This is a genomic window from Amnibacterium sp. (genome assembly GCF_025463795.1).
Lineage (GTDB): Bacteria > Actinomycetota > Actinomycetes > Actinomycetales > Microbacteriaceae > Amnibacterium.
This window is the reverse complement of sequence record NZ_JAODBE010000176.1, coordinates 1-3,086: the sequence shown is the minus strand read 5'-3', so window position 1 is coordinate 3,086 and position 3,086 is coordinate 1. Positions and strand designations below refer to the sequence as shown.

At 74.5% G+C, this 3,086-nt stretch carries 4 protein-coding genes; 1 reads left to right on the top strand and 3 read right to left on the bottom strand.

Going from position 1 to position 3,086, the window contains the following annotated elements:
- The 3 genes from JWQ92_RS15110 to JWQ92_RS15100 all read right to left on the bottom strand — a co-directional run.
- On the bottom strand, nucleotides 1–888 hold an 888-nt coding region (locus JWQ92_RS15110), incomplete at its 3' end, for a YhgE/Pip family protein (RefSeq protein WP_297345291.1).
- Entirely contained in the window at nucleotides 885–1,538 is a 654-nt protein-coding gene (locus JWQ92_RS15105; protein ID WP_297345290.1) for a hypothetical protein, read from the bottom strand. The genes JWQ92_RS15105 and JWQ92_RS15110, both read right to left, overlap by 4 nt.
- Complete coding sequence (locus JWQ92_RS15100) at nucleotides 1,535–2,176, bottom strand: TetR/AcrR family transcriptional regulator (RefSeq protein ID WP_297345289.1); 642 nt, start codon at nucleotides 2,174–2,176, stop codon at nucleotides 1,535–1,537. The genes JWQ92_RS15105 and JWQ92_RS15100 overlap by 4 nt, the downstream gene beginning before the upstream one ends.
- An 84-nt stretch (nucleotides 2,177–2,260) precedes the next feature.
- Here JWQ92_RS15100 and JWQ92_RS15095 point away from each other — a divergent pair.
- On the top strand, nucleotides 2,261–3,086 hold an 826-nt coding region (locus JWQ92_RS15095; protein WP_297345288.1), incomplete at its 3' end, for an adenylosuccinate synthase.

Genomic DNA, 3,086 nt, shown 5'->3' with positions numbered 1-3,086 from the left:
AGCGGCCGCGCCGCTCGCGGTGCCGCGCGTTCCCGAGGCCAGCGTGGCCGTCGAGTCCGGCAGACCGGCCGTCCTCGTCCGGAGCGCCTGCAGCCCCGAGGCGAGGCTCCGGGCACCACTGCTCACGCCGCGGGCACCGGTCGCGACCCGGGCCGCCCCGCTCGCCGCGCTGCCTGCACCCGAGGCCAGGGAGGCGGCCCCGGAGTCGGCCGTGTCGAGGCCGCTCGCCAGTGAGCTCGCGCCGCGTGCGAGGGTCGCGGTGCCGGAGCGGAGGGACGCGGCGCCGGATGCGGTCTTCGCGGCGCCGGACCGCAGGGAGGCGGCTCCGCTCGCGGCGTGCTGGAGGTTCCCGCGGACGGTCGAGAGGGCGACCAGGAACTGCTTCGCCGCGGCGGTCCCGACCTGCTGCGCGACGCTCGACCGGATCGCCGTCGCCGCTTGTCCGGCGATCGTGCCGGCGAGGTAGCCGTTCGTGTCGCTGGTGGTGAGGCCGATGCGGGCGCGGACCGGATGGGCGGTGGCCGCTGAGGTGAGGTCCTCGGAGAACGAGGCGGGCAGCGTCATGACGAAGTCCACCCCGCCGGTCCGCAGCCGGTCCGCGGCCGCGGCGGCGGACATCCGCTGCCAGTCGAACTCGCCGCCGCGCACCAGCCGGTCGGCGACGTCGCTGCCGTAGTGGACGGCGTCGCCGTCGAGCGTCGCGCCCGTGTCCTCGAGAACGAGCGCCGCGGGCACCTGCTGCAGACGCCCGTACGGGTTCTGGTTGCCCCAGAGGTAGAGGCCGCCGTAGAGGAGCGGCACGGTCATGAGCGCGACGAACGCCACGGTGCCGAGGCGGGTGGCGGTGAGCCGGCGCAGCTCGCTGCGCAGCAGGGTGAGGACGGTCATGAGGGCTTCCTTGGTGCCGGCGGGCCGGGGAGGGGCCAGGCGACGGCGCCCGCGACGCCCGTGGCGCGGAGCACCGGATCGAGCGCGTGGCCGCCGATGACGAGCACGGGGGTACCGGCCTCGGTGAACCCCCGGGCGAGGCCGAGCCATTCGGCGGAGGGCCCCCCGTGACGTTCGGGCGAGGTGAGCACGAGGGCACGGACCCCCGGCCGGGCGGCGGCCAGCGTGAGCAGCAGCCGGATGCGGTCGGTGGGCGGCAGGTCCGCGATCGGCGCCCGGCGCCACGCGCCGATGCCGAGGTCGTCGAGCAGGTCCGTGATCGCGGTGCGGCCGTTCGGCCGGCCGGCGAACCGCAGCTCCTCGGCCACGAGGGTCGCGACCCGGACCGGAGCCGGGGGCTCGGCGACGACCGGGGTGTCGACGAGCGCGACGGCGCGCCGGAGAGCCGCGGCGTCCGGCGCGCCGTCCAGCCGCACCGTGCCGCGATCCGGCCGCATCCGTCCGCCGGCCAGCAGGGAGGCGAGCACCGGGCCGCGCTCGGTGCCGACCGCCACCACGGTGGGAGCGCGGTCGGTCAGCAGGGCGTCGAGGGTCGGCAGGGAGGGCGTGGGCTCGTCGCCGATCGCGACTCCGTCGAGCTCGAGTCTCATCGGGCCGTCTCCTCGTCGAGGAGGGCGCGGTTCTCGTCGAGCACGGTGTGGGCCTCCCGCCACGAGAGACCGAGGGCGCCGAGGCCGGCGAGGATCACGAGCCTGCGCCCCTCGACGCGGGAGAGGCCGGCGCGGGTGCTCTCGTCGAGCACGGTGAACGCGGCGCCCTCGATCAGCCGGGCGACGACCTCCGGCGGCAGGTCCGCGCGTCCGGTGCCGATCGCGGCCGCGCGGGCGGCGTCGGCGACGAGGCGATCATGGATGGGGCCGAGCGCCGGGCCGATCCGCTCGCGCAGGGGCCCGTGCACGACCACGCGGGTCATGGCCCGGACGTGCTCGATCTCGTCCCAGACGAGCCGGCCGAGCAGCGCGATGTCCACGACGGGGTCCTCCGAGGACGCCCGGGCGACCGCGCCCGCGACGCGGTCGGCGCCGCGCTCGGCGAGCTCCGTGAGCAGGGTGTTGCGGGAGGGGAAGTGCCCGTAGACGGCCCGGCGGGTGAGGCCGGCGGCGGCCGCGATGGTGTCGAGGGACGTCTCCGGGTCCTCGTTGAGCAGCACGCGGGCGGCGTCGAGCAGCGCCTCTCGGTGGGAGGCGGCGTCCCGACGCGGTGCGCGGGGGCGGGCCGATTCGCACATGGGGGAAGGCTACCACTAACTTGCACACCGCTGTGCAAGATCAAGCATCCGATACGATCGGATTCCAACGGCGGAAGGAACCGCATGCCGGCCATCGTCCTGATCGGCGCCCAGTGGGGCGACGAGGGCAAAGGCAAGGCGACCGACCTGCTCTCCGGTCGCGTCGACCACGTCGTCAAGTTCAACGGCGGCAACAACGCCGGTCACACGGTGGTGATCGGCGACCGGAAGTACGCGCTCCACCTGCTGCCGTCCGGCATCCTGAGCCCCGGCGTCGTGCCGGTGATCGCGAACGGCGTCGTCATCGACCTGGAGGTGCTGTTCGGGGAGCTCGAGGCGCTCTCGGCCCGCGGGGTCGACGTCTCGCGGCTCCGGGTCAGCGCGAACGCCCACGTCATCACCTCGTACCACCGCACCATCGACCGGGTGACCGAGCGCTTCCTCGGCAAGCGCCAGATCGGCACGACCGGGCGAGGGATCGGCCCCACCTACGCCGACAAGATCAACCGCGTCGGCATCCGCGTGCAGGATCTCTTCGACGAGGGGATCCTCCGGCAGAAGGTCGAGGGGGCCCTCGAGCAGAAGAACCACCTGCTCGTGAAGGTCTACAACCGTCGGGCCGTCTCGGTCGACGAGGTCGTGTCGGAGCTGCTCGGCTATGTCGAGCGCCTCCGCCCGATGGTCACCGACACCGCGCTCGAGCTGAACACCGCGCTCGACGAGGGACGCACCGTGCTGTTCGAAGGCGGCCAGGCCACGATGCTCGACGTCGACCACGGCACGTACCCGTTCGTCACGTCCTCGAACGCGACGAGCGGTGGTGCGGCGACGGGGTCCGGCGTCGCGCCGAACCGGTTCGACCGGATCATCGCCGTCTGCAAGGCCTACACGACCCGGGTCGGGGCGGGCC

Coding starts and splice junctions, on each gene's coding strand:
- JWQ92_RS15105 (WP_297345290.1), bottom strand. CDS start 1,538: ATGAGACTCGAGCTCGACGGAGTCGCGATCGGCGACGAGCCCACGCCC.
- JWQ92_RS15100 (WP_297345289.1), bottom strand. CDS start 2,176: ATGTGCGAATCGGCCCGCCCCCGCGCACCGCGTCGGGACGCCGCCTCC.